This is a genomic window from Cytobacillus sp. FSL W8-0315 (assembly GCF_038002905.1).
GTDB lineage: Bacteria > Bacillota > Bacilli > Bacillales > Cytobacillaceae > Cytobacillus > Cytobacillus pseudoceanisediminis.
The window spans coordinates 2,381,878-2,407,690 of record NZ_JBBOOC010000001.1 but is presented as its reverse complement, the minus strand read 5'-3'; the positions used below and the strand labels follow the sequence as shown (position 1 = coordinate 2,407,690).

Sequence of the window (25,813 nt, the reverse complement as noted above, 5' to 3'; positions counted from 1 at the left end):
CTGTCGAAAAGATAAGACTATTTCCTTAAGAAAAAACCGCATCTTATTAGATACGGTTTGACTAAAATTGATTGATTCTCTCAATGGATTTTCTTGCATCTTCATATCCTTGCAGATATAACTTTTCCAGTTTTTGAGGATTCCGCTCCATCCGGCCCACTGTTAATGGCTCCTGAGGCTGGATGACAAGAACTGTCCCATTCTTCTCTTCCTGTTCTACATAGCGGAGGGTCTCATTATAGGTCCGGCAGCGTTCCGTCAATGCTTTCTGAAGCCCAGTGTAATGCGGATATTTTCTTTTGACCATAAAAGTAAATTTAGATGGCTTTTTGGTATATCCCCTGTTTCTTGTCAAGATTACTATATTTTTTTTCAATCCATCCTGCTGAGCTTTTTTGATTGGTATAGGGTCGCTGATTCCGCCATCGAGGAGGACCCGGCTATTAAATTCTACCTCCGGAGCAATAAAAGGCAAGGAACTGGATGCTTTTAAAACCTTAAGCATATCTTTGCCATAATCTTTTTTACCGTAATACACCGGTTTACCTGTATGGCAATCAGTTGTTCCAATAACAAATTCAGACTCATTTTTATAAAACTCATCATAGTGATATGGGACAAGCTTATTCGGTATTTCATCAAAAATAAAATCCATCCCGAAAAACTGGCGGGATTTAAAGTAATTCCGCCATGAGATATATCGGGGATCTGTAACATAATCCACATTCACAATTCTATTCCTGCCCCTTTGCTTGGATAAGTAAGAAGCTGCATTGCAAGCCCCTGCAGAAACCCCAATGACATAAGGAAAGCAGAGGTCCTGTTCAAGAAAATATTCGAGAACCCCCGCTGTGTATACTCCTCGCATCCCTCCGCCTTCAAGTACCAGACCCGCTTCACTGATCACCGCTCATCTTCCTTTCAGTCTTTTAAAGCTATACTACCAAAATATTAACCTCCCATATACATATATGCCCACAAAGATAGACCATGCCATGAATTCAGGCAAGTTCCCTTCTTTTAAAGATAGCAATTGATGCAAGCAGGGAAAGCGTGATCATGACTACAGAAACAATGATGCTCGGCAGCAATTCATCCGGGAGATTACTGCCCATGATAAAAGCATTCGAATAAGCAGACAGCAGCGCCGGACTCCATTCCAGCAAATGAGGGAGTGAACTGCTCAATAGGCTTAATATGACAATGATGCCAATAGAGATAAATCCGACTGCTCCAGGCGATTTCATAAACGTATTGAACAGTATTACTACAGTTACTATAAGAGTAAGCCAGATGCCGTTAACAAAGAAGGACTGGAGAAAATCCGCAAAAGAAATAAATTCAAACAATACGCCTACATAGTACCAGGAGAGGAAATAACTCAAAAAATATGAAAACCAAATGAGAATCATAGAGCTAGCCCACTTCGCCGTTACAAACCAGGCATAAGAAACAGGTTTTACCAGTATAAGCCCCGCCACACCGCTTTTCCTTTCTCCAGCAATAGTCCCCATTGTAATTAATACAATAATAAGCACACCAAACGTATTGAACTGGCTAAGACTTGCAGCAAGCGCTTCACCTGCAGATGGGACAGGAAGCTCGATGACTGCTCCTTCCGGCAGCCCGCCAAGAGAATCAATAATCTGAGGCATATAATATAATGTCAGCGGCTCTTTTACAGCTATCATAATAAAAGTAAGCGGCACCCATATCCATTTGAAATTTCTGGACATTTCAAGCATTTCCTTTTTAAATAAAGTCATCCATTGATTCATTTTTGCACCACCTTCATGAAGACATCCTCCAGCCTGATTCTGCTGATTTCAAACTTAACCAGCGGCAGGTTCCGTTTCATAATCTCAGTTAAGAATAGTTCTCTAGCATATTCTATATCCTCTACCAAAAAGCTCGCATACTCTCCATCCAATTTCATTGAAGAAACAGGCTGAAGCAGAGATAATTCTTCTGCATATTGCAGTGTATTCTCTTTAAAAGCCAAGTCAATTTTTGCCTGCTGATGTTTAGTTCTCAGGCCTGCCAATGTCCCTGATTCAACTAGTTCACCATTATGGAGAAATAATATTTCATCACAAATCTCTTCTGCATCATTTAGTATATGAGTTGAAAATAGGATAGCTGATTCTTTTTTCAGCTTATCCATCAGCTCCAGCACTTCTCTGCGTCCAAATGGGTCGAGTGCAGAAACCGGCTCATCAAGCATGACGAGCTTCGGACGATGGATTATAGCCTGTGCAATGCCAAGCCGCTGCTTCATGCCTCCTGAATATTTTCCAATCCGCCGATTCTTAGCTTCAGCTATACCGGTAAGTTCAAGAAGTTCTTTTGCTCTGTCTTTGGCTTCTGATTTAGAAAGACCTGCAAGCTGGCCAGCATATTCGAGAAACTCGTTGCCTGTCATCCATTCATAAAAAACAGGAAATTGAGGAAGATAGCCTATTAATCTTCGGAAATCCGCTTTTTCTGCCCCTTCAAACACGATCGCTCCTGAATCTGGCTTCACCAGGCCGGCAAGCATTTTTAATGTAGTTGTTTTTCCTGCCCCATTTGCTCCCAGAAGGGCAATACATTTTCTTTCAGATAATTGGAAGTCCAGACCTTTTATTACTTCCAGGTCCTGGAACCGCTTTTTTAGGTTTATTATGTTTACAACTGGCATTATCAGCTTCTCCTTCCAAAAATAAAGTAAATAATTGGCCCCAGCAGGTTTATAAATAAAATAATAAGAGCCCATACCCATTTAGGCCCATTTGCTTTTTCTATTTTTACCAGATCAATAATGGCAATGGCGATTAATATAAGCTGAATGATGACTATAGGTGCAAGAATTGCCCAGTTAATGCTTTCTAAAAATTCCATTATGTTGTCCTCCCTTATTTGTTATGTCATTCATATGACGTGCAAGTTCCTAAAACGTTCACTGGTAATTCAATTGTTTTTAAACAAAAAAAACGCCCCAATCCTGGAGCGCTTCAAAGTTTAATAGATAAAGAAGGGTTAATCCGTTTCTTTTTCATAAACAGACATCATATTGCGGATTTCGTTTGTTACTTGATCAATGAGTGAGGACGGCGAGAGTACCTTCGCCTGGTTACCCCAGTTGAGGAGCCATTTGACAAGACCATCACTTACAATGGCTTTTGCTGTTAAAACGAAATAGTTTTCATCAAGCTTTCTTATGTCTGCATCCCGCCCGAATTTATCAATTATCACGTTGATCAGATCGTTATGGAACCGGATTTTTATCCACTCTTCAGAGCCGGCATACATATGAAAGGTTGAGCTCACATACCTGGATACATCAAAGGGTTCATATGCAAACTGTTCTTCCGTTATATTCACATTGCGCAGACGGTCGATCCGATAATGGCGGATTTCTTCTTTAGCAAAGTAATAGGCTATTAAATAATAAAAATCATTTACCCAGGTGAGCGCCAGCGGCTTGACCCTGTATTGCCCTCCATTGTGGCTTAAAACAAATTCCTTGTTAAGATTATATCTTCCATATTGAAATGTGACGATTCTCCGCTCGGAAATGGCTTCATGCAAATCATTGATAGCCAGCCGAACCAGTTTGCTTTCACTTTTTACAGAGGAATCGATCAAAATTTCATTATGCAGCTTTTTGGCATGATGAAGGCTTGTCAGCTTCTTAATTTTCCGGATCAGCTGTTTCGTCTCATCTTTCGTAATAAAGCGTGCAGAAGCAACAGCATCAATCAGCATACGCAATTCATAAAGCTCGAATAGACGGTATTGATGGCTGTAGAACTTCGGCATCCCCTCTTTTTCCTGGTTGATGGTAATATCGAATTTCGCTTCAATCAGATGCTCAATATCGTCCCTCAGTGAGTTTTTGTTTAATTTCACATCAGGTCCATATTCCTTTTTAAAGCATTCAGTTATATCGTCCAGTGTATATTCATTTTCTTCATCAGTTTGCTCTCTTAGAATCTCCATAAGCTTGAGCATCCTTTGTTTGTTATCGAGTCTATTCATTACATCACCCCGTGTACTTTATAACTAAAAGCTCTGCAGAATTAATTATCCATTAAAAAAAGCCCAGTGGCAACGGCCCTGGACTCTGTTTAATTACTTTAAAATCCTGAAAACTAAAGGTATTCTGTACTCCTTGCCTTCATACGCTTTGACAGCAGCTACTATTGTGAAGACGAAAGCAAGGATTCCCACGATCCAAATAGTAATCACCCCAATTAAGATGATCATAAGCACTACGCTGATGACGCTGTAAATCGTATAGGAAATTAAAAAATTTAAATATTCCTTGCCATGATAATCTACAAACTCCGAGTCATTCTTTTTTAAGAGCCAAATGATCAGCGGTCCAATAAAAGTTGTAAAAAAACTGGTTACATAGATGGCTGCTGCTAAGAGCCTTTCATCATTGGAAGGCATTTTATAATCATTCATTCTGTTTCCTCCTAATAATCCTCAATCTATATTATGATTTCTTCTATATTATTTACGTTATTCATTTTAAAAGGTTTCATGTATTTTTTAATTTTTGCACCCATCCATAAAATCCGTAAAACCTTAATTTCAAGTTCTTGATTAGGACAACTTGAATACAAATGTTAAAGACAGGCATTGCGTCATGACTTTGCCAAATTTTTTACCTGCTTAGGAAGGTGATATATAGATGATGTCAAAGCTGGAGGCTTTCATTCTGGGAATCATACAGGGGCTCACAGAGTTCCTGCCTATATCCAGTACAGGACATTTATATTTGGGGAGACATCTATTTGGGCTTGATGAGGCAGGCCTCTTCCTTGATACAATGCTGCATATAGGAACTTTACTGGCAGTCCTTGTCGTATACAAAAATGAATTGCTTCAAATCGTAAAGAAGCCATTCGGCAAGCTATCTATCCTTCTGATTGTCGGTACGATTCCAGCCGTAATCGTTGGGCTGCTGCTGAGTGACATGTTTGATTCAATTTCAAAATCCGGGGTTACAATCGGCTGGGAATTTCTACTTACGGGGTTCATACTCTGGATTGCTGATGGTGTTAAGAAAGGTGCCAAAAAGATGGACAGCATCACATATGGAGATGCCCTGTTTATCGGCACCTTTCAGGCTGCCGCCATCTTTCCGGCAGTCTCCAGATCCGGATTAACCATTGCAGCAGGCCTCTTTAGAAAGCTCGACAGGGAAACAGCGGCTTATTTTTCATTTCTGCTATCCATTCCTGCCATCGCAGGCGGCATTGTTATGCAATTTGGGGAATTGATGTCCGGTCACACAGAAGCCATAACCCTTGGAAGTATGTTGATGGCAACTTTGTCTTCAGCACTCTTTGGCTATGCAGCAGTCGTTTGGATGATTAATTTTCTAAAACGAAAATCCTTGAAGATATTTGCTGTATACGTTTGGATATTAGGGTTCACCATTATACTCCTGCAAATGACCGGGATTTTTTAAATTTCTAATGGGGAGGTATCAGAATGGAAGAAATTATTGCCAGCATTTTTGAAATACTTTCCCAGCTGGGTTATGCCGGCATTGCACTTGGATTAATGGTTGAGGTGATACCAAGCGAAATTGTCCTGAGCTATGGCGGCTTTTTAGTCAGCACCGGAGACATCCATTTTACAGGTGCCCTGCTTGCGGGGATTGCAGGCGGAACATTAGCTCAGCTGTTTCTTTACTGGCTTGGCGCGTATGGAGGAAGGCCTGTTCTTGATAAGTATGGAAAATATTTACTGATTCAAAAAAAACATTTGGATGCTTCAGAGAAATGGTTTGAAAAGTATGGAACTGGAGTGATCTTTACGGCCAGATTTATTCCTGTAATACGGCATGCCATATCCATCCCTGCCGGAATTGCCAAAATGCCATTATCGGTCTTTACAATATATACAATAGCAGCCATGGTGCCATGGACGGTTCTCTTTTTATTATTGGGAATGGAACTTGGTGACCATTGGAGAGACATTAAAGAATACGCAAAACCATTTATATTGCCTATCATAGTCATCGCGTTGGGTTCGGGGGTATTCTATTTTTTTTACAAAACGCGAAAAAGTTAACATAACCTAAATCAGCTTATTACTCAAAAGTGTAGAATTGATTATTTTACACTTTTTTATTTGTTCAATCAGAAAATGTTCACCCTTTCTTTTCATTTTTGTAAAATAAAGCAAATACTACAGGATCAAAGGACGAGACCATGTGATGAAAATTTTATTAAAAAACGCATTCATTTACCCTGTTGCTTCCCCTGCTTTTCATGGGGATGTCTTAGTAGAAAACGGAAAGATAATAAAGACAGGCAAGAACCTAAAGTCTGATTCAAATGTAAAAATTATTGACTGCCATAGACACCACTTGCTTCCGGGCTTCATAGATGTTCATACTCATTTGGGCCTGTATGATGAAGGCACGGGATGGGCAGGCAATGATGCCAACGAAACAATTGAACCGCTAAGCCCGCACATTCGAGCGATGGATGGAGTATATCCTCTTGATCCGGCTTTTGCGGATGCTGTGAAATATGGCATCACAACTGCCCATATCATGCCAGGCAGCGCCAATGTAATTGGGGGAACTACTTCTGTTATTAAGACTGCAGGAAAAAATATCAGCAAAATGATTATCCAGGAAACAGCCGGACTTAAGATTGCCCTTGGAGAGAATCCAAAACGGATTCACAGCCATGGGAACAAGGATTCCATTACAAGAATGGGGATAATGGGCATGCTGAGGGAAGCCTTTTATGAGGCCTTACAGTGCGATAACCCTGACTCTTTAAGGTTCGCACCGCTTGTAAAAGCACTTAAAAGAGAAATTCCCGTCAGAATCCACGCGCATAGGGCAGATGATATTATTTCTGCTATCCGCTTTGCAGAAGAATTCAATCTGGATCTTCGGATCGAACATTGTACAGAAGGCCATTTAATTGCGGACGAATTGGAAGGGCTGAATTTAAAGGTATCAGTCGGGCCCACTTTAACAAGAAGGTCTAAAGTGGAGCTGAAAAACAAAACCTGGAAAACGTATCAGCAGCTGACAGAGCATGGTGTTGAAGTTTCCATCACTACAGATCATCCCTACACACCTGTACAGTATTTAAATATGTGTGCAGCTATTGCAGTCCGGGAAGGCCTTTCCGAACAAAAGGCCTTAGAAGGAATCACCATTCTGCCGGCAAAAAACCTCAGGATCGATAACCGGCTAGGGAGCATCGAGGAAGGAAAAGATGCCGATTTAGTTTTGTGGAACCATCACCCATTTCACTTTCTTTCCAAGCCGAAATGGACAATGATAGGCGGAAATTTTGTGTACAGGGAATCGTGAAAACGTGTCGAATATCGCTGGTGTAATTTGACATAAAATCGCAAAAAAAATAATCAAAAAACCTATTTCCTTTTTGATTTTTTTTTAGTATTATACCTAAAGTGAAGTGAAAATTTTGCTTCTTTATGACAGACAATCTAATATCGGAAACGATAGTAATAGGGAAGGCAAATGGTGCGCCACCAGTTATCTGGTTCTAGTGGGTTCGATTCCCACCCCGAAATTTTTTAGCAGCATAATAAAAAATTTCGAGGGTGGACCGATGGCTCTATTTGGCATGGAGTAGGACTGCCCTCAATTGGAGGGATATCCTATGCTCAAGAAACGTGATCTTCACGACTGCCATGCTTTATTCGATTTAATGACGCACCCTGATGTCTTCCCTTTTGTTCGCCAAAAAGCCAATTGTTATGATGAGTTTATGTTTATTACAAAGCAGACAATCGAAGCAGAAGAACGCGGTGAATTGATTTCACGCACAATTCTTGATGAATGGGGCACTCCGATTGGGACAATCAATTTGTATGACATCCAGGACAATGCCGGCTTCCTAGGCACATGGCTTGGCAAGCCCTACCATGGCAAAGGCTATAACAAATTAGCAAAAGATGCTTTCTTTGAGGAACTCTTTTTTGAAACCGGCATTGAAACAATCTTTATGCGGATCCGCAAGGAAAATATCCGCTCGCAAAAAGCTGCAGAAAAGCTTCCTTATGTCATTCTTGCAAATGAAACGAGAAAGTCTGTTTATGATCAGCTGAATGCCAATGAAGATATTTACAATTTATATGAGATCCCAAAAGATCTATATACTCTTCATGTAATGCGTCATGGAGCAGCAGTCCAAGAATCGTCCCAATTACTGGAGGCTTAATTGAAAAGCGGAAGAAAGCACTTGCATACAGGCAAGTGCTTTTTATTATTCTTTCAATTGATAATATTGGATTCCGGTTCATCTGTTTTTTCTCTTATTCCGTACTGGGTCAGCAATTCTTCCAGCTCTTCATTTGTAAGTGTCTCAAAACGCCCGTCCACGAATGAAACTTGAGTCTGATTTGGATTAATCCTATTTATATTGAAGCTCATCATTCTGCCTCCTTCAAGTCGAGTTTTGGAAATGGCTGCTTTTAATATTTATACTCGCCGTTGGAAGGATTTTTATTCTCGTTATTCAAAAGTTCACATAATTGAAACACTTCTTTTAATCGATTTGTTCAGATTACGATAGCTGTTTTTCCCAGAATAAAGGCCTGCTTTGCACCGTCCTCTGTTTAGTATGATATAATGCTCTAGTCACTTTAAAGAAAGAGGAAAGAATCATGAATCAGACATACAGCAAAAAACAAAAGCTGCATCAGCTGCTGGTGATTTTAGTTCCAATACTAGTAACCCAGCTGGCGATGTACTCCATGACATTTATTGATACCTTAATGACCGGCCGCTATAATTCTCAGGACCTGGCAGGTGTAGCGATTGGATCCTCACTTTGGGTTCCAGTGTTCACCGGTCTAAGCGGCATACTCCTTGCTGTTACACCGATCGTGTCCCACTTGGTGGGAGCAAAGAAACAGAGTGAGGAAGTTGCCTTTTCTGTCATTCAGGGTGTTTATCTATCCGTCATTATGGCCGTCCTTGTATTTGCCGGAGGAGCACTCTCCTTAAATCCAATCTTAAGTGGAATGAATCTCGAAAACAGGGTCCATGACACAGCTTTCAACTACCTTGCAGCCTTAAGCACAGGATTGATTCCCCTTTTTGTCTACAATGTATTAAGGTCGTTTATTGACGCTCTTGGCAAGACTAGGGTGAGTATGATTATTACACTTCTTTCACTGCCGATCAATGCTGTGTTTAACTATATGCTTATATATGGCAAATGGGGATTTCCGGAACTCGGAGGAGCAGGTGCAGGTTATGCTTCTTCTATTACTTACTGGCTGATCATGCTTATTTCATTTTTTATTATTCATAAAAATTCCCCATTCTCGAATTATGGAGTTTTCAGGAATTTGCATGCTGTTTCAATCGGCAAATGGAAAGAAATTCTTATGATCGGCATCCCAATTGGCTTATCGATTTTTTTCGAAACAAGCATTTTCTCAGCAGTTACTTTATTAATGAGCACATTCGAAACAGCCGTTATCGCCGCTCATCAGATTGCCCTCAATTTTGCATCACTTCTTTATATGATACCGCTCAGCATCTCAATGGCATTAACAATAGTGGTAGGATTTGAAGCAGGGGCTTCACGATTTAAGGATGCTAAAGAGTACAGCTGGATCGGGGTAGGCATTGCCGTAATTATGGCATTAATTTGTGCAGCCATCCTTTTAGCTTTTCCAAGAGAAGTTGCATCTATTTATACAAAAGACAGCGATGTATTAAAATTAACGGCCAATTTTTTAATCTATGCCATGTTCTTTCAGCTTTCAGATGCCATTCAGGCACCTGTCCAGGGAGCGTTAAGGGGGTATAAGGACGTAAACGTCACCTTTATTATGTCACTTATTTCTTATTGGATTATCGGACTGCCCTTTGGCTATTATCTTGCCAATCATACAAACTGGGGGGCATATGGTTATTGGATAGGCTTAATTACAGGACTTGCAGCTGGCGCCATTACTTTAACAGGCAGGCTGATTTATCTTCAGAACAAAAAATACCCAGCATCCATGAAAGTTTAAAAAAAGGTAGAAGAATTCCGTTCTTCTGCCTTTTTTATAAGTTTATTCCTGATAAATTTTTCCAAGGACATCTTTGCCCCCTGTAACCGGGATAATGCTGCCTGTAATAAAATCGGATTTTTCATCGGTCAGAAAGCTAATTACTCGGGCTATATCCTCACCTGTTCCCGGTCTTCCGACTGGTGAGGCATTTTCCTGAACCTCTGCGGCTTCTTCAATTTTTTTTTCCTTCCATTCACCGACGATATCTCCCGGACAAACCATATTTGCGGTAATTCCATTCCCGGCCTCTTCAAGTGCGATGGATTTCGTCAAAGACGCAGCACCCGTTTTCGCAGCCGCAAAAGCGGAACGGTATATCCAGCCGGAAGCTGACTCTACACGATCAAAGCCTATCGTAATAATCCTTCCCCATCCAGCTTCACGCATTTTCGGGATAAACAGCTTGGATAAATAAAATACCGCATTTAAATTACCATTAATCAGATAATTCCATTGTTCGAAGGTATATTCCATCATCTCTTTTCTTTCATGCACGTAAGGGCCTGCATTATGAATGACTATATCGATGACTGGGAATTCATTAAAAGCAGATTCTGACATCTTTACACATTCTGCCGGTATTGAAATATCTCCCTGCAAAGCAATATTTTTAGTTCCATATTCTTTGGTCAGTTCCCGGCATAATGAGACAGCTTCCTTTTGACTGCTACGGTAATTGATCACCAGATCGATGCCTTTTGCGGCAAGCACATACGCCGTTCTTTTCCCGATCCCTGTTGCTCCTCCCGTTATTAAAGCTGCTTTATTTCTCACAAAATTACCCCTCAGTATTTAAAAATTTTATATACATCAATACCAATATACTAGTAATTACAGTGTATTAATGCAAATAATAAGAAATTTTTTTCACCTTGGCTGCAGGGGCTGTGCAAATCTTATTGATCCATTATTAACGGATAGGCATTTTTCCGCATAGAATATATGACATAGTGAAGAATCATTAGCCTTGCCGGCAGTTTAGCATGGAAAGGATGAGAAGGATGTTTCCATGGAACCTTTTTCCATTTAATAAAGATATGAAAAATCCTCCCCATCAAATGAAACCGGAGGATATTGATAAATATGTTCGAAATATCATGGGGCAAATGTTTCCTCAAAATATGCAGGAAATGAGCGGAACACCAGATTTTATGAAAGGCTTTAATACAGCAGCCCCTGGAACTAATCACCAGCCATATTCTGCACCGCTGAATGCATCCGTCTTTGAAACACATGATTATGTTTTTGTGAGATTCCCTATTAAAAACGAGGACTGGTTAAAAGAAATGAAACTTTACCACACATCCAACCAAATGATTATTGAACATATTCCTGAGAAAGACGATAAGCATATCCTAACCCTCCCTGCTATTGTCAGAAAAAAAGGATCATCAGCAAGCTGCAAAGAGGGGTATATGGAGATAAAAATACCTAAAAACGTCGATATGCAATTTTCTGAAATTGATGTAACGGAAATATTATAAAGGGGGCATCTTTATGGAACTGAAAAAATGGAAAGATTTAATAAAAATGTCCGCTCAATATCAGAACCAGGATTTTTGGGACACCTTATCGCCTGAGAATTCCAGTCACAATAAAAAACATTCCTTTTCAGGACTGGAGCAGGATAAAATCAATCGTTTCCTATCTAATCAGGATATTTATCCGCGATGTGACATGTATGAGTGCAATGGGGATATCAAAATTGAAGCAGAGCTCCCCGGAGTTTGCAAAAATGACATTAAAGTATCTCTCGTAGGAAATGAACTAATTATTAAAGGAAAATGTTCTTCATTTCATCAGCACTTGCGCTATTTTCTGAAAGAAAGACATAGCAGATCCTTTGAAAAAGTGCTTACCCTCCCCATGCCTGTTGATAAATATTCAATAGAAACGTCATTCGAACATGGGATACTTTCCATTTCTCTCCCCATCTTAATCCAAGAGGAAGAAGCAAGACCCATTTTTATAAAGGGTGAAGAAACGCTTTAATCAAGCAGTTTATCATAACAATAAAAAGGGTTGACCCGATCCATGAAGATTGTACCTGCAATGACATATCCGTTTTTTTCAAATAATCTTTGAGCCTTTGTATTCAGCGAGTATGTATCGGTTCTCATGTACGGTATCCCTTTACTGACTGCATGTTCTTCAGCAAATAGAATTAACTTGCTCGCAATTCCCTCACCTCTGATCTCTGGATCTACTGCCAGACGGTGAAATACAAAACACGGCTCATCTTTTCTCCACGAGGCATTTTTATATTCCTCAGCCTGAGTTTGATCGACAGTAATGGAACCTGCAACTTTTCCATCAAAGATGGCCGTGTACAAATTGCCCGCTTCAATATCAGCTAAAAAGTCCTGATCCTGGGGATAAGTCCGGTTCCATTGGTCATTTCCCTCGGATTCCATAATGCTAACAGTCTGCTGGACGATGTCCATAATTTTTTTCAAATCTTCTTTTGTTCCTTTTCTAATATCCATTCAAATCACCTGTTGCTTCTGATTTTAGTGTCTTTTACTAATGTTCCTATGAAGGCTTGAATACATACATAGAGTCCAAGTAAATACTACTCATAACGTAAACGACAGTATTCAGGTGACAGTGCAACAAAAAAAGGCAGCCTAAAGAGGCTGCCTTTCACTCGATCACATATTATTTGCCAATGAACATTTGAGTCCAGTAGTTACCGTCAGCAACATGGCCTACACCAAGATGCGTGAAGTTTGCATTCATGATGTTTTTACGGTGGCCTTCACTATTCATCCAAGCTTGTACAACTTCTTCAGGAGACTGTTGGCCCATAGCAATGTTTTCGCCTGCTGTAGTGTATGAGATGCCGAATTGCTTCATCATATCAAATGGTGAACCGTAAGTTGGGCTGTTATGGTCAAAATATCCTTTAGACTGCATATCACGTGATTTTTCACGAGCAACTTTGCTTAATTCTACATCCAATTTAAGCGCAGGCACTCCTGCTTTTGCACGTTCCTGGTTAGTTAATTCAAGTACTTTTTTCTCATAAGCACTTACTTCAGAAGTTGCAGGTGCCGCTTCTTTTGTCTGCTCAGCAGGTGCTTGCTGCTGTGCAGGAGCCTTTGCTGTTTCCTGTGCTTTTGCAGGCTGCGCTGCTGGAGCTTTTGCTGTTTCTTGTGCTTTTGCAGGCTGCGCTGCTGGAGCTGCCGGCTTTTGAGCTTCCTGTTTATTTACTTGAACATTTCCCCAATTAATATTGTAGTTTTTAAGGTATTTTTGAAGAATGCTATTGATCTGTTCCTGGCTTAGGTTACCAGATTGAGAAACTACCATTTTTTTAGCTTGTTCAGGAGTAGGACAATTTGAAGCTGCGTCCGCTTGGTTAGCTCCTGGTGCTGATACTAGTAATGCTGCTGCCGCTGCTACTGAGTAAATAACTTTCTTATTCATGTATTTAAATCCTCCCTGTGTTTGTTTTCTTTGTTGTATGGTGCTGTGTGACTTGCACAATCATCATATCACAGGGTTTTTCGTAATATTTTTGGACAGATTTTACAACTCCCTGATTTCAGGACACCTCAGAGACTTTTAAACTAGTAAAATCAGGGCTGCACCTTTTCATAAATCCTTATATTAATAGGTTTAGGGTTATTCATAAATGGGTAATTGAATGATTGGATTTTTTTCTCTTTAGTGGAAGCCGCTCTGAACAAATACCATTTATATACTAAAACATCACTATTGACAGGTTTTTAGGCTGACAATATTCTTTACTTTTATTACACCATTGTAACAAATGTTATAGGTATATGTACCCGAATTTGGGTATCTATGCCCCTAAAGGAAAAGTTTTTGGAGAATTACCCGGATCCAAAACAAAAAGCAGCCATCGCTGCTTTTTAATGGCCGCTATCATCATTCTCTTCCATATTTTCTATTTCCGGGCTGGCTGATTCTTTTTCAGGTTCACTAGGCTGGCCGATCACAAATTCTTTTTTAGGCATATTATGCATCCTTCGTGCCGTTACGTGTGAATATATATAGTAGGTTCCTTCTTCTTCGAATGTTTTGTCGAGGCGATAAATCCCGTTTTCAGCATGTTCAACAAGAATTTTTTCGTGTTCTTCCGCATTTGCTCTCCAGATTTCAAACTTTACTTCATCTGCATCCGTGACCTCTTCTTCCCCATATGTAACTTTTGCTTCAAAAACTACCGGCTCATTTGCTTTTGCTTTTTCAGGATTAATCGATAATTCGACTTCCAGGAATTGCGGTTCTTCCTCAGCTGCATTGTGATTGCTGCAGGCTGTCAGGCTTACCATGAACATTACCGGGAGCCAAATATTTAGTAGCTTCTTCATCATAAATCTCCTTAATCTTACCTTATTTCGAACAGCGGCAGCACGATTCTAACCGTCGTACCTTTATTTAATTCACTTAAAACAGTCAGCTCACCTTGATGGAGCTTAACTAGCTTTTCTGCAATCGCAAGACCAAGACCTGTACCGCCATCTGATCTCGTTCTGCCTTTATTCACTCTATAAAACCTTTGTTTAATTTTGCTTAAATGTTCTTCAGAAATCCCAATCCCTGTATCCTCTATTTCAATCACGCATTTATCTTTCTCTTGAGATAAACGGATGCTGATTCTGCCTTCTGCTGTATACCGAATTGAATTATCCATAATATTTTGGATGATCTGCTCAATCCTGCCTTCATCCCCGTTGATGATTACTTCAGGATCCAGGCGGTATTGTAAATCCAAATTTTTTTCACGGAGGATAGGCTTGTATTTTTCAATAGCATCCTCTATAAGCTGTCCCAAAGGCAGCGGCATTTTTTCGAGTTTGTATTCATCTGATTCAAGTTTAGATAAATCAAGCAGGTCTCCCACCAAACGTTCCATCCTTTTTGACTCTCTAAGTATCAGCTGCAAATATTTTTGCCTGTCCTCCTCAGATTCTGCCATCTCGGAAATGAGTGCTTCACTGTAGCCTTTTACATAGCTGATGGGAGTTCTTAATTCATGCGATACGTTTGCCAGAAAATCCTTTTTCTTTTCGTCTTCTTTCTGTATAGATGAGGACATATGATTAAATGCATTTGCCAGCTGGCCAATTTCGTCCTTCGAATCAATGTTTAAATGAATATCATAGTACCCCTTTGAAACATGGTCAGCTGCATCCTTCATATCCAATAGAGGCTTTGTCAGTTTTTTAACCAGCATGGTACCTAAAATGATGCTGATAACTGTAAAAATCATCGCGGCAGCAAACCAAAGATACGCAAAATCCTGGGTAATCTCTGAAATTTTCGCCAGGGGAACATATAAATATATTATGCCCTGCAGCCGATTATCATCGAGAAGCGGAATAATGACACCCATAATCTTTCGGTCAAACCTTTTTTCATATCCCATTTTTTCAACTGCGCTGCCTTTTAGCAGCTCTTCACGTTCTTCTTCACCAATTAGTGTCTGATAGTCAATTTCAAAAGGCAGACAGGCACTAAGCTCTCTAGGGTTACTGACGATAAAAACCTCTGTTTCTGATTTTGAATTATACCAATCGATTTTTTCCCTGAGATCCTCTGTCAAAGGCCCCCCCATGTATTCTGAAGAAAGGCTCCTCCCTTCAGTAAGCAGAGATTCCCTTACATTTTCCACATAAATTTTTTCATAAAATAAATAAGATAGAAAGTAGGAATATAAGATCGTAATGATAATCGCCGCAGTCACGGTCAGCCACATTTTTTTCGCCAGGCTATTGGTCAGGAATTTCATTCACTTGGCACCTCGAATTTATAGCCTACTCCCCAGACTGTTTGGATATAGTCACCAACCCCCAGCTTCATTCTCAGCGTTTTTATATGAGTATCCACGGTTCTTAAACTTCCTGTATAATCAATGCCCCATATATATTCAAGCAGCTGTTCCCTGCTTAATGCCTGGTTTTTATGTTCGATAAAAAATAGAAGCAATTCATATTCTTTAAGAGTAAGCGTGACCTGTATCCCCGCAACCGTGACCTTCCTTGCTTTTTTGTCAATTGTGATTTTTCCAATTTGAATAGAATCCATGTCACTTTTTAATCCGCCCGTTCTTCGGAGAACTGCATTCATTCTGGCAATAAGTTCTCCAGGACTAAAGGGTTTGACAATATAGTCATCCCCTCCTAACTGCAGGGCTTTCACTTTATCCCATTCCTCTCCCTTGGCAGAGAGAAATATAATTGGTACATTTGATTTTCCCCTGATTCGAGAACATACTTCAAATCCATCTTCACCCGGCATCATAATATCTAGAATAACTAAGTCCATCACATTATTTTCAAGTATGCCATATGCTTCAAAGCCGCTTTCTGCTGAAAAGCATGTAAATCCTGAATTCCCCAGGTACATTTCAATCAAATGCCTCATATCTGCTTCATCATCTATAATCAGGATATTCAGCATGTCATTTCACACTCTCCCTAATGACTATTTTAAAAGGGCCCTCTCCAACCTTAATATTTTTAAGCGTTTTTAAATTTTTTGGCTCTAGTATATGTAAATCATTGCTGTCATAACCGGCGACCAAAAGTATATCTTTTGCAAAAGCCATTTCAAAGGGATTTGCTGCAACCGATACAGAGGCAGTTTCTTCCCCTGATTCATTAATTTTATATAACATATTTGATCCATGGCTTAAGACATATACATGATTTTCTTGTCCAAGAAAATTAATCGGCATCGAAGCAGCCTTAATCCTCTTTTTTAACTCCCCTGTTTCGGTATTATACACATGGATATTCTGTTCAATCTCAACACCTTCTCCATGTCCGCCAATCCAGATTTCACCGCTTTTCTCATTAAGCCAGGCACCGGCTGCTGAAGGATGAATTGTAAATTCCCCGCTTTTTGCTTTTGACTCAAGATCGATAATTCCCAATTTCTCATGGTTGAAGCTTAGGACAAATAGCTTTTTCTCTGCAGAGGATTCAAGGAGGGTAAGCGGATCTCTTTCTGTCTCGACCTGTTTTTCCTCCTCTCCATTTAAATTAAAGAACCTTATTTTGTTCAAGTTTTGATCTGCAAAAGCTATTTCATTAGTATCAAGCAGGATGCCGTTGACAATTCCTTCTCCTGTCTCCCAGCTATCAATCAGTTTTCCTTCCTTTAAGGAATATTGATCAGCCGTCTCCAGCTGTTTTCCATAAAGAAGTATGGAGTCATTGTCCGGGAGAATCAAAGCCCCTGTATAAGGTTTCTCCATAATCCACTCTGCCGCCATCTCCTTCTTAGCCAAGTCTACATAAGATATGGTCATATCCTTGATATTGACTGTAGCAGCAAAAGTTATATCTTCTGGAATTGCAGGCTGTCTCTTTTCTGAGCAGGAAGTAAGAAAGGCTGCTATTATCAATAATAAGAAAAACCAATATTTATTTTTTGACATACCATTTCTCCTTATGACTATCTTACCTTCATCTTACCTTAATATTGTGAGATAAATGTGAAAGGATCTTGAAACCTAAAGAAAACCTGCTGAATTCAAAAAAAATAGGAAGCTTAACCCTTCCTATTTCAAACATTCACATTCATTGATATGCATTTGGATAAGTGCGTTTTTTGATGTTTCATCCAAGTCTGACTGTGTAATTCTCTTAACCGCAAGGTAGAATTTTTCATAGATAGTCTTACGGACTCTAGGATGGGAATTTTCATCCTTTAGCTCCCTGGAGATTGCTTCCTTCAATATCATTTCAGCATTATGATCCTCTTCGAGTTTCCGGTTATTCCAAAGCTTCCGGTATTCATTCAGAAGCTTTTCATAGTCTGGACTCATTACTGCCACATCCCTTCCAAAACAGGAACCATTATATATCCCTAAATGTATTTTTACATAAATAATTTTATAAATGCAAAAAATATAGCTAATATGCCAGAAAGGAGAATGATTAATGAATTCACCTTATCGGTGCCCAAACTGTAAAACCAACAGAAGCCGATTCAATATTATTCAGCAGGTGCCTCAATCCATTAAAATGGATCCACAGACAGGGAATGTATTGGAAGAGTACAGCAGTGAACAGCTGTCCCCTTTTCATATGCCTTATAAAGGCCCTGATAAGAGAGTGCAGTGTGCTGCTTGCGGACTAGTGGAAGACGAACGCACATTCATCAAATTTGGCGAAAAACAGTAGTATTGCTGAAAACGAATAAAAGCTTGAGATTTTATTCTCAAGCTTTTATTCGTTCACTAACTTATTTTCCTTAAAGAATCTTTTATTGTCCACTTTCCATGCGTCGGCTTGTGAATAGCGCACAAGATAGATGCTGCCTCTAAAATGCATTCTGCCGCGGTTCTTTATAAACCAGTCAACTTCCACCGGCACTTCCAGGCTCAGCTCGCCTGTCAAATCCTCAGCAGGAAGCACAGGCATCGCACTCAGCCTTACATTTTCTATGATGGGCAGGATTTTATTCCATGGCAAAGGCTGCAGGGAAATGGGCTGTACGATCTTGGAATCCTGCTGTTTTAATCCAGCCATGAATGCACTGATTACTTCATATGGATTTGCTTTATAGAGATATCCATCAAGTTTTCCTGCTGCTTTTAATATCATCAGCTTGTGCGATAAATCCATGTAATTGGTACGGTGGGTGGTACTGCCATAAAAATGAATACAGAAGTGGCCGGGAAAGTTGTTTTTCAGTGCACCGCCTCCATGGGGCATTCCATGCATGGAAGCGGCAATCCACTGATTTCCATTAATAATAATGATTGCTCGCCTCTTCCAGCTCCATTTTCCTCCATAAATGCTTTTCATTATTTTTGTTTCTTCTGCGTCTAATGGCTGTACATCTGCATGATGGCTGCCGGCTCGTCTTTGAACTTTAAACTTCTTGCCTGTTTCAACATCCAGAACAGTAAATTTACTGTATTTAGGCAAGATCCCATTCACTTTTTCCCAAGGGATCATCTCAATTTTCCAGCTTATCCCCTCTTCCGCTGCAGTAGTGTGTGTGGCTCCTGCAGCAAAAAGAACAATGAAGATAACGATTGCGTGTATTGTTTTCATAAGTTCCACTCATTTTTTATGTTTTTTCGGTTCAGCATTATATATTGAGTTTCCCAAAAACAGGTTTTTTTCATTCATATGAAGGAATAAAAAAATCGCACAAGTTGAGTGCGATTTTTCTTTTCTTTAATGAATACCTTCAAGGGTTTTTAATCTTTTCTCCATTTCTCCCCAGTCAAGATTTTCTCCTATAAAAACCATATTCAAGGGCAAATTCATGTTTTCCTGCATATACAGCGGCATTCCATAAGAATACTGAAACAGCAACGGATACTGTGATGAATGCAGTTTCAAATATCCTTTTATTCTGTAAACAGTATCAGGGAGGCCTCTTAGAAACTCCTCAAATTCAGTCTGGTTAACAGGTTTTTGAAACTGATAAACAAAAGTGCTCAAGCTTAGATCAGAAAAAACATGTGAACTGGAAGCCGGGCTCTTTTTCCCGGAAGTCATACCTCTTACCTGCTTCACAGCAATCTTTGAGTACGATGTTAAGATGCTGAAAGCCTGGCTGTTTAGACCCTGTACCTCCATTGTAAGCCTGGCCTGTTCCTCTTCAGTAAGGTCATCTGCTTTATTTAAAATAATTAAATCCGCATGCCTCACCTGCTCAATTAATAGCTGCTGAATCTGAGGGCTTAACAGCTTTCGACTAAGCCATCTTGGACCATCAACAACTGAAAGAATCCCTTTTACCAGCATTCGATCTGCAAAGAGGGGGGAAAGGATACTATCCAGAACTTCAATGGGATGAGCTGCGCCTGTTGTTTCAATATAGATCGCTTCCGGCTTATCAACCATCAATAATTCCTGAAGCTGAGCTTCCAGCTTATCTGAGATTGTACAGCATATGCATCCATCAAGCAGCTCCTTTAATGGTACATCCTCATCGACCACGTCCGAGTCAATTGATACTTTTCCAAGCTCGTTCATCATGACTGCCACTTTCCTGCCTTGCTTTTTTTCCTCCTGGAGCAGCTGCTTAAGAAGTGTAGTCTTCCCGCTCCCAAGAAAGCCTGATAATATATATATTTCTGTTTTATTCATATTTTTCCCCTTCTTCACGGTCTGCAAGCATTTCTTCAATCATAATCATCATTTTCTTCTCTATTGAATCAATATCCAGATTTGTTAAGTAACCAACGGAATGAAACATTTCCTGTTTGCATTTCCAGATGGGAATATATGCATTTGGATAAAAATCATCTTCCGTTTCAATTCCCAATTCCAAAATGGACTCATAGTCAACTTTAAATACATCATTTTCTGAAGCACTGCGGCCTTTAATGGTTCTGATCAGGTCTACTACCAGATTTTCCCCGCCGGTTTGAAAGTCTGTTTTATAGTTATTAAGAAGTTTTTCTGCAAGCTTTTCGCATTTTTGTTCTATAGCTGATATTTGATTACGGGTCTGCTCATTAAGTTCCACTATCTGCTTCAAAGGATCACCTCTTTATAGCTATCCTGTCTAATGACACATTGTATATGATTTTCTCAGTCCATACAAACCTTAAGTCATATTTGCTATAATCTCTAATAAGGATGGTGGAGTTAATATGCTCGAAAATACCGGGGAAAGAATCATACCGGAGGAAATGCCGATTACAAACGGAATGCTTCTGGAACATTTGGCGCGTTACTATTTTGCCCTTTATTATGCAAGAGGAAGAGTCCTCGATATTGCCTGCGGAACGGGGTACGGCTCAAAAATCATGGCAAAAGCCAAGAAAAAAGAAATCAATGAAATAATCGCAGTAGACGTTGATGGAGATACACTGAAATATGCCAGGCAGCACCATTATCATCCTCTTGTGCAATATGTACAGGCCAATGCAGAAGATGAAATCCTCCCAGATCAATTGGGATTCTTTGATGTGATAACGAGCTTTGAAACGCTTGAACACCTGGAATCAGAAGAAATATTTCTTAACAGCCTTTATAAAATGCTAAAGCCTGGAGGGACTCTCATTTTATCCACTCCATTCGGCGCTGGAAGGGGAAAACCAACAAGAGAGCCATTCCATTATCATCAGCTGACTGAAAATGAATTCACTGATCTGTTTAAGGCATACGGAGAGACGGAATTTTATTATCAGAGAAGTGTTCTTATTGAACCGAAAAGAGAAGGCAAACACTACCCTTTTGGGATTGCGGTCTGCAGAAAAAAGTAAATGAGGAGCCCCACTGGCTCCTCATTTACTTTTTTAGAGCTCTTCGGCTCTTTTTTCGGAACTATTCTTTTTCAGCCTTCAGAAACTGCTTCAGTGCTTCTGAGTTTTCTTCAAAATCCAGCTGGAGAACCGATCCGGCATGCTCATAGGTTTTATTTTCAAAACTGTCTGTAATCGGCACCCTCAGTGTTTCAATATCAGTAACAGGATCCATTAAAAATGAAACACCTAAGGCTATTGCTTCCTCAATCTTTAAGTCAGTTTCAACGTATTTCAATGCCTGGCTGATCACTTCCGGAAATCTTGCCAAACCAGCAGGTGAAGAGAATTGATTCATCACTTCATCTTTAAGCTCTATCAAAATCTCCTGCTGCCTGTCCACTCTCCCAAAATCACTTTGTCCATCATGGCGAAATCTGACATACGATAATAGGTCGCTCCCCTTAAGTTTTTGCTTGCCAGGATCCAATTCCAATCCCATATCGTCAATCATTGCAGAACTGACTTCCACTTCAATTCCATCCGGAGCAATGGCATCAAGCATTTTTGTAAATCCCTTAAAATCGATAATTGCTGTATGATCGATTTGGACTCCGAAGTTTTGCTCTATTGTATCCTTTAATAAGTCCTTGCCGCCTATATAATAAGCATGATTCAGTTTGCTGTACATATATTCATAATCAGGAATTTTTACATAGCTGTCCCTCATTAAAGAGACCAATTTAATCGATTCTCCAGAAGGTATATAACTGGCCAGAAGAATAGCATCTGAACGTGAATCCTCTTCTCCCCTGCTGTCAACACCAATGAGCAAAAAGTTTTTCGTTTCATTTCCAATAGCGGATGGCTTTTTACCTTCCTTTTCAACCCCATCAGCTCCAGAATCCTGCCTTACCTCATTTGGATCTTCTTTTTGCTGATAGGAAGTACAGCCGGACAGGATGGCTGCAGCCAATAAAAAGACAATTATTATATTCTTCAAGCGAATCACCCCTGCACTGCTTATAGTAAAGTTTACTATCATTGTGGGAAAGATGAATGCTTTATATACCCATTTTCTATAACAGGAATACATGTATCAACAGAAAAAAGCTCTCCAAAAATGGAGAGCTTTTGCCTTAATATTCTATTTGTTCTTTCAGCACTTCGGCTGCTTTTTGAATTTGCGTATCATTTTGATCAATTTTTTCACGGAGTTTTTCCATCAGTCTAAGGGTAGACTGCCCTGATAATACTCCATTTTGCTCAAGCTTTTCGGCGGCCTGAAATTCTTTGACAACCTGTTCTGTTTTTTCATCAAAGAAACCGTCTTCTCTTCCAGGATCATATCCAAGTGCTTTTAGCATTTGCTGTCCTGCTTTAACCTGAGCTGAAGAAACAGAAAGCTTTAATTCAGTGTCAGGATTAATAAATGGCAGTGTAGCATAATCCGGCAAGGCCACTTTGTGATCCGGTGTTATTCCCTTTTTATGAATCCAATTCCCATCCGGTGTGAGCCATTTTTCAGTAGTGAATTTCATGTTTGATCCATCGGAGAAGTCCTGTGCACGCTGGACTGTGCCCTTTCCAAACGACTTTTCACCGACAAGCGGCACATCTGCAGACTCGTGTACTGCGGCGGCCAAAATTTCTGATGCACTTGCGCTTCCTTTATCAATTACAACTACTAAAGGAATATTCGGGTTTTCCTCTTTCGTTGATTTAACTTCTTCCCTGTTTCCATTGCGGTCTTCAATTTGGAATAAAATCTCGCCATCCGGGACAAACAGGCTGGAAATTTCCACCGCCTGATCCAAAAGACCCCCAGGATTCTGGCGAAGATCAAGAATTAACCCTTTCATGCCCTGCTTCTGCAGATCATTCAGAGTTTCCACCAGCTCTTTAGAAGTATTTTCCGAGAAAGTAGTAATCTGCACTTTTGCAATACCATCTTCAAGCATTTCCCCATAGACGGTTTCAAGGGGAATAGTTTCACGAGTAATGGAAATATTCATAGGCTCATCTGAACCAGGGCGCTGAACTGAAAGTTCTACCTTAGTGCCCTTTTCACCTCTGATCAGCATAACGGCCTCAGTCGAACTCATCCCCTGAAGACTTTTTCCATCAACGGACAGGACCTTGTCATTCGGTTTAAGCCCGGCTTTTTCAGCAGGTGAACCTTTTAATGGTGAAACAATTACAATGTAGCCTTCCTGTTCCTGGATTTCAGCTCCGATTCCTTCAAATGAGGATGAAATACTCTGATGGAAGCTTTTGGCTTCTTCCTCATTCATATAGTCTGAGTATGGATCATCCAGCGCTTCAAGCATACCGTTAATAGCGCCATTTATAAGGTTATCCTGGTCAACTTCCTGGAAGTAGTTTGTTTTAAGGGTATCATAAGCTGTATAAAACTTATCAAATTCCCTTCTATCGCCAGTTCCAACATCTACTGCTTTTTCATCTCCAAAAGCCAGTGCAAAGGTAGTAATTCCAGCTGAAAGGAAAACAATAAAAAACAGCAGCATTACAAAATGAAACTTTTTCATGCGGATAAAACCTGAATGGTTATTATCGGGTGTTTCGGAAATTTCTTTGTTTAGATCTTCATTTTGCAAACTCTTCACCACTTTCATTACCGTAAAATAACTATGTAGAATCCTTAATGATTAGAATAACATTTTTATCGAAAAAATAACAAAGAAAAATGCATATGTGTAAAAATTGAAAGAGCGCCAGCGAAAAATGCTAAAGCGCTCCTTCTTATGTTAGGCTACCCCATAGCCTTGATCTTCTATCGCTTTTATTAAGTTTTCCTTATCAGCTTTTTTCGGGTCATACTCGATTTCTGCATGTTCGTCGTGAAAGGCAATGGCGACGCTTGCCACACCATCAATGGAGAGAAGGGCATTTTTGACCGCCTCTTCACAGTGGCTGCAGGTCATGCCCGCAACTTTAAGTGAAACTTTTTCCAATGTATGAACCTCCTTTTCACCTGTAAAACCTTAGTTTATTATTACCTCATTTAAGGGTGTTAATAAACATCGAGTCAACAGTCGGCGGCTTGATGTATGCCAACACAGGAATCATACTTCCCCTCAATATAAACATCGAGAAAAATAAAAGATTAATGTTTAGCCGGCATAGACCATATTTTATTATATAGTCTCATTTTAAAAATCCACAAGCTTCCGCCTAATCCTATACACCAGCCTTCCCTCGAGCCTCCCATCACTTTTTTAAGGAGTGAATTATAATGATAATCGCAGTGTTATGGTTAAGTTTCGCAGTTTCATTGATCTGCCTTATTGCAGGAATCATGAATCAGTCATGGAAACTTGCTCTATCAAGCTTTTTTCTACTTCTGCCCTTAGGCTATTATTTAACTGGGGCAGAAAACGCTCTCCGCATCCTGTCTGCACTTCCCGCTGTTCCCCTCATTTTAGCAGTTATATTTTATTTTCAATCAGGGAAAAGCAGCCCCAAGCAAAAAGGAAAATAAAAGAGGCCTTTGTGGCCTCTTAGATCTTTTTAACAATATCGAAGTATTCTTCCAAAGTCCATTTCTTTTCGTAAATGACTGTTGCTGCTTCAGTCCCAACATAGCGGAAATGCCAAGGCTCATATTTATAACCTGTGATGCCTTCTTTTCCTTTAGGGTAGCGGAGGATAAATCCGTAGCGATGTGCATTTTCAGCAAGCCACTTTCCTTCCCTGGTTTCCCCGAATTCTTCTGAAAGTTCAAGATTTGCACTTCTGCTTGAGATATCCATTGAAAGGCCTGTCTGATGTTCACTGCTGCCCGGAATGGCAACTGCCTGAACTGCTTTTTCTTTTCCTACTTTGCTTACCTCTGCTTCAAAAACCTGTGATTGCCTGGTAAATGAACGGTATCCGGAAACTGCAAACAATTCAACACCTTCATTTAGCGCTCCGGTAAATAGCTTTTCCAAAGCCTGGGCAGCGTCCTGCCGCAAATAGCTTTTTTCCAAATCTAATTTCCCATAAGAAAATGCGACATCAGGAATCATTAACTTGGAAGGTTCATAGCCATCCGGAAGACTGAACTGTTTATTCACGAGGGCCATCACATTTTCAGGATTCTGAATTATATTTCTTCCATCGACAACTTTAACATCATTAAAATATGCCGCTTCCAATGAAAGAGGATCATTTTGAATTTCTTCTTTGCCTTCTTTGCCTTCATTGCCTGCTTCCTCAGCACTGTTTTCTTCTTCTTTTGAGGATTCATCTTCTAGAGGAGGTTCCTCAAGACTTTTTTCTCCTCCCAGAAATGGAATTTTTTTAATAAGCGGCTGAACCTTCTCCATATAAGGATCGAGCTTGCTGCAGCCGGAGAGCAGGAGGCTAAGGGTCCCTGCCATAATTATGATTTTCTTCATTCATTTTCACCTGACTTTTTTTGTCTAGCGCAATCACCCTGCCCCTCGGGCTAGGCGCTGCTGCTTTTCTTTTTCTTTGCAACATTACTATTTTAACACTACAAGTCAACTAGTCCATAATTGTGTGAAAAACAGGACAAACGGCACAAATTGC

General features: G+C 39.9%; 32 protein-coding genes. 10 read left to right on the top strand and 22 right to left on the bottom strand.

Going from position 1 to position 25,813, the window contains the following annotated elements; translation table 11 throughout:
• Window positions 1-61: 61 nt before the first annotated feature.
• The 6 genes from MKY20_RS12390 to MKY20_RS12365 form a co-directional block, all read right to left on the bottom strand.
• The gene (locus MKY20_RS12390; RefSeq protein WP_009332530.1) at window positions 62-907 is read right to left on the bottom strand and encodes a patatin-like phospholipase family protein; all 846 of its coding nucleotides are present in this window, start codon (window positions 905-907) and stop codon (window positions 62-64) included.
• Between the two features lie 94 nt (window positions 908-1,001).
• Window positions 1,002-1,778 carry an ABC transporter permease gene (locus tag MKY20_RS12385; protein ID WP_019379670.1) on the bottom strand — a complete coding sequence of 259 codons (777 nt, stop codon included), beginning with the start codon at window positions 1,776-1,778 and terminating at the stop codon, window positions 1,002-1,004.
• A complete protein-coding gene (locus MKY20_RS12380) occupies window positions 1,775-2,680 on the bottom strand; it encodes an ABC transporter ATP-binding protein (protein WP_341001254.1) in 906 nt (301 codons plus the stop codon). The genes MKY20_RS12385 and MKY20_RS12380 overlap by 4 nt, the downstream gene beginning before the upstream one ends.
• Window positions 2,681-2,682: 2 nt before the next feature.
• Complete coding sequence (locus tag MKY20_RS12375) at window positions 2,683-2,880, bottom strand: PLD nuclease N-terminal domain-containing protein (RefSeq protein WP_009332533.1); 198 nt, start codon at window positions 2,878-2,880, stop codon at window positions 2,683-2,685.
• Window positions 2,881-3,018: 138 nt separating this feature from the next.
• Window positions 3,019-3,981 (bottom strand): helix-turn-helix transcriptional regulator, encoded by a 963-nt coding sequence (locus tag MKY20_RS12370; protein WP_157380202.1) that lies wholly within the window; start codon window positions 3,979-3,981, stop codon window positions 3,019-3,021.
• 132 nt (window positions 3,982-4,113) lie between these two features.
• A complete protein-coding gene (locus tag MKY20_RS12365; protein WP_009332537.1) occupies window positions 4,114-4,452 on the bottom strand; it encodes a DUF4870 domain-containing protein in 339 nt (112 codons plus the stop codon).
• A 232-nt stretch (window positions 4,453-4,684) separates the two neighbouring features.
• Between MKY20_RS12365 and MKY20_RS12360 the strand changes: the two genes are divergently transcribed.
• From MKY20_RS12360 to MKY20_RS12345, 4 genes are all read left to right on the top strand, one after another.
• Entirely contained in the window at window positions 4,685-5,464 is a 780-nt protein-coding gene (locus MKY20_RS12360) for an undecaprenyl-diphosphate phosphatase (RefSeq protein ID WP_341003335.1), read from the top strand.
• A gap of 23 nt (window positions 5,465-5,487) precedes the next feature.
• Window positions 5,488-6,072 carry a DedA family protein gene (locus tag MKY20_RS12355; RefSeq protein ID WP_341001252.1) on the top strand — a complete coding sequence of 195 codons (585 nt, stop codon included), beginning with the start codon at window positions 5,488-5,490 and terminating at the stop codon, window positions 6,070-6,072.
• A 142-nt stretch (window positions 6,073-6,214) separates the two neighbouring features.
• Entirely contained in the window at window positions 6,215-7,339 is a 1,125-nt protein-coding gene (locus MKY20_RS12350; RefSeq protein ID WP_341001250.1) for an amidohydrolase, read from the top strand.
• Between the two features lie 313 nt (window positions 7,340-7,652).
• Complete coding sequence (locus tag MKY20_RS12345) at window positions 7,653-8,213, top strand: GNAT family N-acetyltransferase (RefSeq protein WP_341001248.1); 561 nt, start codon at window positions 7,653-7,655, stop codon at window positions 8,211-8,213.
• 53 nt (window positions 8,214-8,266) lie between these two features.
• Here the strand turns inward: MKY20_RS12345 and MKY20_RS12340 are convergent, their stop codons facing one another.
• Window positions 8,267-8,428 (bottom strand): hypothetical protein, encoded by a 162-nt coding sequence (locus MKY20_RS12340; protein WP_009332549.1) that lies wholly within the window; start codon window positions 8,426-8,428, stop codon window positions 8,267-8,269.
• A 230-nt stretch (window positions 8,429-8,658) separates the two neighbouring features.
• Between MKY20_RS12340 and MKY20_RS12335 the strand changes: the two genes are divergently transcribed.
• Window positions 8,659-10,023 carry an MATE family efflux transporter gene (locus MKY20_RS12335; RefSeq protein ID WP_217034135.1) on the top strand — a complete coding sequence of 455 codons (1,365 nt, stop codon included), beginning with the start codon at window positions 8,659-8,661 and terminating at the stop codon, window positions 10,021-10,023.
• A 42-nt stretch (window positions 10,024-10,065) separates the two neighbouring features.
• Here the strand turns inward: MKY20_RS12335 and MKY20_RS12330 are convergent, their stop codons facing one another.
• Window positions 10,066-10,839: an SDR family oxidoreductase gene (locus MKY20_RS12330; RefSeq protein ID WP_341001241.1), complete on the bottom strand. Its 774-nt coding sequence runs from the start codon at window positions 10,837-10,839 to the stop codon at window positions 10,066-10,068.
• 227 nt (window positions 10,840-11,066) lie between these two features.
• On the opposite strand from MKY20_RS12330, the gene MKY20_RS12325 reads away from it, so the two are divergent.
• Both MKY20_RS12325 and MKY20_RS12320 read left to right on the top strand, forming a co-directional pair.
• Window positions 11,067-11,549, top strand: a complete 483-nt coding sequence (locus MKY20_RS12325) for an Hsp20/alpha crystallin family protein (RefSeq protein WP_341001239.1) — start codon at window positions 11,067-11,069, stop codon at window positions 11,547-11,549.
• Between the two features lie 13 nt (window positions 11,550-11,562).
• Window positions 11,563-12,057, top strand: coding sequence for an Hsp20/alpha crystallin family protein (locus MKY20_RS12320; RefSeq protein WP_341001238.1), 495 nt, complete (start codon window positions 11,563-11,565; stop codon window positions 12,055-12,057).
• On the opposite strand, the gene MKY20_RS12315 is transcribed toward MKY20_RS12320, so the two are convergent.
• The 7 genes from MKY20_RS12315 to MKY20_RS12285 all read right to left on the bottom strand — a co-directional run bounded on the left by MKY20_RS12315 (window position 12,054) and on the right by MKY20_RS12285 (window position 17,869).
• Window positions 12,054-12,551: a GNAT family N-acetyltransferase gene (locus tag MKY20_RS12315; protein WP_009332558.1), complete on the bottom strand. Its 498-nt coding sequence runs from the start codon at window positions 12,549-12,551 to the stop codon at window positions 12,054-12,056. The genes MKY20_RS12320 and MKY20_RS12315 overlap by 4 nt on opposite strands.
• 172 nt (window positions 12,552-12,723) lie before the next feature.
• Window positions 12,724-13,494 (bottom strand): CAP domain-containing protein, encoded by a 771-nt coding sequence (locus tag MKY20_RS12310; protein WP_009332559.1) that lies wholly within the window; start codon window positions 13,492-13,494, stop codon window positions 12,724-12,726.
• A gap of 449 nt (window positions 13,495-13,943) precedes the next feature.
• Complete coding sequence (locus MKY20_RS12305) at window positions 13,944-14,405, bottom strand: FixH family protein (protein WP_019379681.1); 462 nt, start codon at window positions 14,403-14,405, stop codon at window positions 13,944-13,946.
• A 17-nt stretch (window positions 14,406-14,422) separates the two neighbouring features.
• Window positions 14,423-15,826: a sensor histidine kinase gene (locus MKY20_RS12300; protein WP_217026250.1), complete on the bottom strand. Its 1,404-nt coding sequence runs from the start codon at window positions 15,824-15,826 to the stop codon at window positions 14,423-14,425.
• Window positions 15,823-16,497, bottom strand: coding sequence for a response regulator transcription factor (locus MKY20_RS12295; RefSeq protein WP_009332562.1), 675 nt, complete (start codon window positions 16,495-16,497; stop codon window positions 15,823-15,825). Before MKY20_RS12295 ends, MKY20_RS12300 begins: the two co-directional genes overlap by 4 nt.
• Before the next feature lies 1 nt (window position 16,498).
• Window positions 16,499-17,479, bottom strand: a complete 981-nt coding sequence (locus MKY20_RS12290; RefSeq protein WP_009332563.1) for a hypothetical protein — start codon at window positions 17,477-17,479, stop codon at window positions 16,499-16,501.
• A 123-nt stretch (window positions 17,480-17,602) separates the two neighbouring features.
• Window positions 17,603-17,869, bottom strand: coding sequence for a hypothetical protein (locus tag MKY20_RS12285; RefSeq protein WP_009332564.1), 267 nt, complete (start codon window positions 17,867-17,869; stop codon window positions 17,603-17,605).
• Window positions 17,870-17,984: 115 nt separating this feature from the next.
• Between MKY20_RS12285 and MKY20_RS12280 the strand changes: the two genes are divergently transcribed.
• On the top strand, window positions 17,985-18,227 hold the full coding sequence (locus MKY20_RS12280; RefSeq protein WP_009332565.1) for a hypothetical protein: 243 nt from the start codon (window positions 17,985-17,987) through the stop codon (window positions 18,225-18,227).
• 45 nt (window positions 18,228-18,272) lie between these two features.
• Here MKY20_RS12280 and MKY20_RS12275 read toward each other — a convergent pair whose 3' ends face one another.
• The 3 genes from MKY20_RS12275 to MKY20_RS12265 form a co-directional block, all read right to left on the bottom strand.
• Window positions 18,273-19,106, bottom strand: a complete 834-nt coding sequence (locus tag MKY20_RS12275; protein WP_009332566.1) for a hypothetical protein — start codon at window positions 19,104-19,106, stop codon at window positions 18,273-18,275.
• 126 nt (window positions 19,107-19,232) lie between these two features.
• Window positions 19,233-20,153 carry a CobW family GTP-binding protein gene (locus tag MKY20_RS12270; RefSeq protein WP_341001235.1) on the bottom strand — a complete coding sequence of 307 codons (921 nt, stop codon included), beginning with the start codon at window positions 20,151-20,153 and terminating at the stop codon, window positions 19,233-19,235.
• A complete protein-coding gene (locus MKY20_RS12265; protein ID WP_217026248.1) occupies window positions 20,146-20,547 on the bottom strand; it encodes a hypothetical protein in 402 nt (133 codons plus the stop codon). Before MKY20_RS12265 ends, MKY20_RS12270 begins: the two co-directional genes overlap by 8 nt.
• A gap of 115 nt (window positions 20,548-20,662) precedes the next feature.
• On the opposite strand from MKY20_RS12265, the gene MKY20_RS12260 reads away from it, so the two are divergent.
• Window positions 20,663-21,277 carry a class I SAM-dependent methyltransferase gene (locus tag MKY20_RS12260; protein ID WP_019379687.1) on the top strand — a complete coding sequence of 205 codons (615 nt, stop codon included), beginning with the start codon at window positions 20,663-20,665 and terminating at the stop codon, window positions 21,275-21,277.
• Window positions 21,278-21,338: 61 nt separating this feature from the next.
• On the opposite strand, the gene MKY20_RS12255 is transcribed toward MKY20_RS12260, so the two are convergent.
• The 3 genes from MKY20_RS12255 to MKY20_RS12245 all read right to left on the bottom strand — a co-directional run bounded on the left by MKY20_RS12255 (window position 21,339) and on the right by MKY20_RS12245 (window position 24,231).
• On the bottom strand, window positions 21,339-22,268 hold the full coding sequence (locus tag MKY20_RS12255) for an LCP family protein (RefSeq protein ID WP_254786579.1): 930 nt from the start codon (window positions 22,266-22,268) through the stop codon (window positions 21,339-21,341).
• A 127-nt stretch (window positions 22,269-22,395) separates the two neighbouring features.
• Complete coding sequence (locus MKY20_RS12250) at window positions 22,396-23,892, bottom strand: S41 family peptidase (RefSeq protein WP_341001232.1); 1,497 nt, start codon at window positions 23,890-23,892, stop codon at window positions 22,396-22,398.
• A gap of 132 nt (window positions 23,893-24,024) precedes the next feature.
• Window positions 24,025-24,231, bottom strand: a complete 207-nt coding sequence (locus tag MKY20_RS12245; RefSeq protein WP_009332572.1) for a heavy-metal-associated domain-containing protein — start codon at window positions 24,229-24,231, stop codon at window positions 24,025-24,027.
• 281 nt (window positions 24,232-24,512) lie between these two features.
• Between MKY20_RS12245 and MKY20_RS12240 the strand changes: the two genes are divergently transcribed.
• A complete protein-coding gene (locus tag MKY20_RS12240; protein ID WP_009332573.1) occupies window positions 24,513-24,758 on the top strand; it encodes a hypothetical protein in 246 nt (81 codons plus the stop codon).
• Between the two features lie 19 nt (window positions 24,759-24,777).
• Here the strand turns inward: MKY20_RS12240 and MKY20_RS12235 are convergent, their stop codons facing one another.
• Entirely contained in the window at window positions 24,778-25,659 is an 882-nt protein-coding gene (locus tag MKY20_RS12235; protein ID WP_341001229.1) for a M15 family metallopeptidase, read from the bottom strand.
• Between the last annotated feature and the right edge of the window lie 154 nt (window positions 25,660-25,813).